The organism is Streptomyces sp. NPDC054841 (genome assembly GCF_053611045.1).
Genome location: NZ_JBSGZO010000541.1, coordinates 1 through 5283, shown reverse-complemented (window position 1 = coordinate 5283; position 5283 = coordinate 1). Strand labels below are relative to the sequence as shown.

General features: G+C 71.1%; 5 protein-coding genes. 1 reads left to right on the top strand and 4 read right to left on the bottom strand.

Annotation, left to right across the window (positions count from 1 at the left end; translation table 11 throughout):
- Positions 1 to 67: 67 nt before the first annotated feature.
- From ACWGI8_RS38715 to yczE, 4 genes are all read right to left on the bottom strand, one after another.
- A complete protein-coding gene (locus ACWGI8_RS38715; RefSeq protein WP_003959706.1) occupies positions 68 to 442 on the bottom strand; it encodes an RNA polymerase-binding protein RbpA in 375 nt (124 codons plus the stop codon).
- A gap of 268 nt (positions 443 to 710) precedes the next feature.
- A complete protein-coding gene (locus tag ACWGI8_RS38710) occupies positions 711 to 2078 on the bottom strand; it encodes an MFS transporter (protein ID WP_453668128.1) in 1368 nt (455 codons plus the stop codon).
- Positions 2079 to 2129: 51 nt separating this feature from the next.
- Entirely contained in the window at positions 2130 to 2903 is a 774-nt protein-coding gene (locus ACWGI8_RS38705) for a glycerophosphodiester phosphodiesterase (protein WP_453668127.1), read from the bottom strand.
- Complete coding sequence (yczE, locus tag ACWGI8_RS38700; protein ID WP_453668129.1) at positions 2900 to 3520, bottom strand: membrane protein YczE; 621 nt, start codon at positions 3518 to 3520, stop codon at positions 2900 to 2902. Before yczE ends, ACWGI8_RS38705 begins: the two co-directional genes overlap by 4 nt.
- 158 nt (positions 3521 to 3678) lie before the next feature.
- Between yczE and ACWGI8_RS38695 the strand changes: the two genes are divergently transcribed.
- Positions 3679 to 5178, top strand: a complete 1500-nt coding sequence (locus tag ACWGI8_RS38695) for an SCO1417 family MocR-like transcription factor (protein ID WP_453668126.1) — start codon at positions 3679 to 3681, stop codon at positions 5176 to 5178.
- Positions 5179 to 5283: the final 105 nt, after the last annotated feature.

Genomic DNA, 5283 nt, shown 5'->3' with positions numbered 1-5283 from the left:
CTGCGGCACACGTGATGTGTGCGGCAGCCCGCGGCTCCTGCGCTTTATGCGATGTGGTGGTGCGTCGTTACGCGGACTTCCGGCTGTCGCGCGGGTGTACCGCGATGTTCATGGCTCCGGAGCGCAGGACCGCCAGCCGCTCGGCCAGCACCTCCTCGAGCTCCTCGCGCGTGCGCCTCTCCATGAGCATGTCCCAGTGCGTACGCGCAGGCTTGCCCTTCTTCTCCTCGGGGCCATCCCCGTCCACCAGGAGTGCCTGGGCGCCGCACGCCTTGCACTCCCACTCCGGCGGAATCTCCGCCTCTACCGAGAACGGCATCTCGAAACGATGTCCGTTCTGGCATGCGTACTCCACCGCCTGGCGCGGGGCCAGATCGATGCCGCGGTCGGTCTCGTAGCTGGTCACCACGAGGCGCGTGCCGCGAAGAGCTCGCTCACTCATGAATCGTGCCTCCCGGGCTTGTCGCCCACAGGACAGGTGTCGCTGTCGTCGTCATCCGGTCAACGTCCGGTCGGCGGTAAAGATTCCCGTTGCCGGTCATGCGTCGTCGCCCGTCGTGCCGCTGCTTTTCCAGGGTTTGGGTACCCACCAGTGCCCGGTTTGTCACATCTGGCAGAAAGTGTCACCCAGCGTTTTGAGTTCCTCAGCGCGCAGTAACGGTCCGCCTGGCAGGCCAAAGGCGTACACTACCGGCCTTTCACTTCAACGTCTAAATCCGTTCCGGAACGGGGTTCCCCGCAGCGGCCACCGCACGCCGCACCGGAACCCTCGCGAGCAGCACGAACCCGAGCCCGAAGAAGATCACCAACGAGATGATCGCATCCCGGTAGCTGCCCGTCAGCTGAAACGCCAGACCGAACACCAGCGGTCCCAGCCAGCTCAGCCCGCGGTCGCTCATCTCGTACGCCGAGAAGTACTCGGCCTCCTTGCCGCGCGGCACCAGATGCGAGAACAGCGACCGCGACAGCGCCTGGCTGCCGCCCAGCACCAGCCCGATCGCGGCGGCCAGCGCGTAGAACCAGACCGGCTCCCCGGCCGGCAGCAGGAAACCGGCCATGAGGATCAGCGTCCATACGGCGAGCGAAGCGAGAATCGTCCGCTTCGCCCCGTACGACCTGGCCAGCCGCCCCATCCCCAGCGCGCCCGCCACAGCCAGCACCTGCACCAGCAGCACCGCCGTGATCAGCGTGGTCTGATCCAGATCCAGTTCCTCCGAGCCGTACACCGACGCCTGCGAGATCACCGTCTGAACCCCGTCGTTGTAGACGAGATAGGCCAGCAGGAACGACAGCGTCAACGGATGCCGGCGCATGTCCCGCAGGGTCGCCACCAGCTGCCGCCAGCCCGCACCGACCCCGCCCTCCGCCGGCTGCGTGCCCTGGCCCGCAGGCACCCGCCGGTCGCGCAGCCGCCGCAGGGGTATGAGCGTGAAGGCTCCCCACCACAGTCCGGCCGAGGCCAGGCAGATACGGACCGCCTCCGACTCGGAGAGCCCGAAGGAGTCGTGGCCGGTGTAGAGCACCAGATCGAGCACGAGGACGAGCGCACCCGACGTATAGCCGAAGGCCCAGCCGCGCGAGGACACCGCGTCCCGTTCCTCGGGCTCGGCGATCTGCGGCAGATACGCGTTGTAGAGGACCATCGACACCGACAGGGACGCGTTGGCGACGATCAGCAGGAACGCGCCGAGCAGATAGCGGTCGCCGTCGAGGAGGAACATCCCCGCCGTGGCGCCCGCCCCCAGGTATGCCGAGACGGCGAGGAGCGGCTTCTTGCGGCCCGTGCGGTCCGCCGCGGCGCCCGCGAGCGGCATCACCAGCACGGCCAGCACCACCGAGACGGAGACCGCGTACGGGAACACCGAACCGGCGCGGACCGGAATGCCGAGCGGATGGACGAAGCCGTCCGCGTCCGCCGCGGCCTTCGCCACCGCGGTCAGATAGGGGCCCAGGAAGACCGTCAGCACGCTCGTCGAATAGACGGAGCAGGCGAAATCGTAAAAGTACCAGCCGCGTTGCTCGCGCCGGCGATCGACGTCGTCCGGCCCGGCGGCCCGGTCCGCGGTCTCAGCGGTCACGCCGCGCCCCCCTTGTTCGTCCCCGTGGAGAGACGCGCGACGCTCAGACCCTCAGACCCAGACTCCCCGGTCGGTCATCACCGTACGCAGCATCTCCAGATGATCGGTCATGATGCCATCCACCCCGAGGTCCAGGAGAGCGGCCATGCGATCCGGGTCGTTCACCGTCCACACGTGCACCTGAAGCCCCCGTGCGTGCGCCTCGCGGACGAAGCGCCGGTCCACCACCCTGATCCCGCTCTGGGACTCCGGAACCTGCGCACACACCGCACCCGCGCGCACCGCCGCGGGGATGCCGAGGGAGCGCAGCCGCAGCGCCAGCACCCCGCGCACGCCGTACGAGGTCGCCAGCCGCGGGCCGGCCAGCCGGTGTGCCCGGGCGACCCGGCTCTCCGAGAACGAGCCGATGCACACCCGGTCCCAGACCGCCGTCCGCCGCACCAGATCCACCAGCGGCTCCAGCGCTCCCTCGGTCTTGATGTCCACGTTCCAGCGGACCTGGGGGAACTCCTCCAGCAGATCCTCGAAGAGGGGGAGCGGCTCCTTGCCCGCCACCCGGGCCTGGCTCACCTCGCTCCAGGGCAGCTCCGCGATCCGGCCGCGGGCGTCCGTCACCCGGTCCAGCGTGGAGTCGTGGAACGCGACGAGCTTCCCGTCGGCGGTGGTGTGCACATCGGTCTCGAAGTAGCGGTAGCCGGTCGCGGCCGCCCGCCGGAAGGCGGCCGCGGTGTTCTCCAGCCCGTCGGCCGTGCCGCCGCGATGGGCGAACGGTATCGGGGTGGGGTGGTCGAGATAGGGGTGCCGGGGGCGCGTCGCACGAGTCACGGACGAAGTATCGCCTGCTTCGGTGTCGCCCCGGCGACCACCGTGCTTCCTTCGTCCGCAGCCGGGATGGCGAACACACGCAGGAACAGCTGTGCCAGCGGGCCGATGGCGAGGGCGTAGGCGATGGTGCCCACGCCGACCGTGCCGCCGAGCACGAACCCGGTGGCCACGACCGCCACCTCGATCGCCGTACGGACCAGCCGGATCGAGCGGCCCGTGAGCCGGTGCAGACCCGTCATGAGCCCGTCGCGCGGTCCCGGGCCGAAGCGGGCAGAGATGTAGAGGCCGGTCGCGACACCGTTGAGAACGATCCCGGTGACCATCACCGGGATCTGTGCGGCCGGTCCGTGCACGTCCGGCACGAGGGCGAGCGTGCCGTCCATCGCGACACCGATGACGAAGACGTTGGAGACGGTGCCGAGCCCCGGCTTCTGCCGGATCGGGATCCACAGCAGAAGGACGACGGCGCCGACGATGATCGAGACCACGCCGATGGTCAGTCCGGTCCGCTCGGCGATGCCCTGGTGCAGCACACCCCAGGGCTCGAGCCCCAGTCCGCCGCGCACGAGCACCGCGGAACTCACTCCGTACAGCGTCAGTCCGACGTAGAGCTGCATCAGCCGGCGGACGAGATGACGGCCGGAGGCGCCGGTGGCGCCGGTGGCGATGGACAAAATTCTGCCCCCCAGTGGTGAGAGTGGACTGACTCATGACACTCTGTGGCTGGGAATCCGATGCCAACCATGGCCAATTCGGGGAAGGTGGACTGACTTTCATGGCGGAGTGGACTTCAGCGGTCGGAGCGGCTCAGCTCGCCCGGCAGCTCAACGCTCAGCAGTCCCGCCCGGCCGGCCCCGGCACGCGCAAGCCGCCCGCCTACCGCGCGCTCGCCGACGGTGTCCGGCTGCTCGTTCTCGAAGGCCGGGTGCCCGTAGCCGCCCGGCTCCCCGCCGAGCGGGAGCTCGCGCTCTCCCTCGCCGTCAGCCGCACCACCGTCGCCGCGGCGTACGAAGCGCTGCGCTCCGAGGGATTCCTCGAGTCCCGCCGGGGCGCCGGCAGCTGGACCGCCGTGCCCGCCGGGAACCCGCTGCCCGCACGCGGCCTCGAACCCCTCCCGCCGGAGTCCCTCGGCTCGATGATCGACCTCGGCTGCGCCGCACTCCCCGCTCCCGAGCCCTGGCTCAGCCGGGGTTTCCACGGAGCCCTGGAGGAGCTGCCACCGTACGCGCACACCCATGGCGACTACCCGGCGGGCCTGCCCGCGCTGCGCCAGATGCTCGCCGACCGGTACACCGAGCGGGGCATCCCCACGATGCCCGAGCAGATCATGGTGACCACGGGCGCGATGGGCGCCATCGACGCGATCTGCCATCTGTTCGCCGGCCGCGGTGAGCGCATCGCCGTCGAATCGCCCTCGTACGCCAACATCCTGCAGCTGATGCGGGAGGCCGGGGCGCGGCTCGTGCCCGTGGCGATGGCCCAGGGGCTGAAGGGCTGGGACATGGCCCGCTGGCGGCAGGTGCTGCGCGATGCCGCGCCCCGGCTCGCCTATGTCGTCGCCGACTTCCACAACCCCACCGGGGCGCTGGCCGACGAGGACCAGCGGCGGCAGCTCGTCGATGCCGCCCGGTCCGCCGGCACGGTCCTCGTCGTGGACGAGACGATGTCCGAGCTCCGTCTCGACGACGACGTGGAGATGCCGCGGGCCGTCTGCGCCTTCGACCCCGCCGGCTCCACGGTCCTCACGGTCGGCTCGGCCAGCAAGGCCTTCTGGGCGGGTATGCGCATCGGCTGGGTCCGGGCGGCACCGGACGTGATCCGCTCCCTCGTCGCCGCCCGCGCCTACGCGGACCTGGGCACCCCCGTGCTGGAGCAGCTCGGCGTCAACTGGCTGATGCGGACGGGCGGCTGGGACGAGGCGGTGGTGCTGCGCCGCACCCAGGCGCGCCAGAACCGTGACGAACTCGTCGCGGCGCTGCGCAAGGAACTGCCCACCTGGGAGTTCGAGGTACCGGGAGGCGGTCTGACCCTCTGGGTCCGTGCGGGCGGCCTCTCCGGTTCGCGCCTCGCGGAGGTCGGCGAACGCGTCGGTGTGCGCGTCCCCTCGGGCCCTCGCTTCGGCGTGGACGGCGCGTTCGAGGGGTACGTACGCCTGCCGTTCACCGTCGGCGGACCGGTCGCCGAGGAGGCGGCGTCCCGCCTGGCGGCGGCGGCCCGGCTGGTGGAGACGGGAGTGACCACGGGCACGGAGGCCCCCCGGACGTTCGTGGCCTGACGGCCGCACCCGTTCCTGCCGGGGCGCGCCCCCCTGCGGCCTGCCGGGCCGGGCGCCGCGTTCCGCGCCCGGCCCGGCGGGGCGGCGGCGCGCTCACGCCGGGGC

Coding starts and splice junctions, on each gene's coding strand:
- ACWGI8_RS38715 (WP_003959706.1), bottom strand. CDS start 442: ATGAGTGAGCGAGCTCTTCGCGGCACGCGCCTCGTGGTGACCAGCTAC.
- yczE (WP_453668129.1), bottom strand. CDS start 3,520: ATGCAGCTCTACGTCGGACTGACGCTGTACGGAGTGAGTTCCGCGGTG.
- ACWGI8_RS38695 (WP_453668126.1), top strand. CDS start 3,679: ATGGCGGAGTGGACTTCAGCGGTCGGAGCGGCTCAGCTCGCCCGGCAG.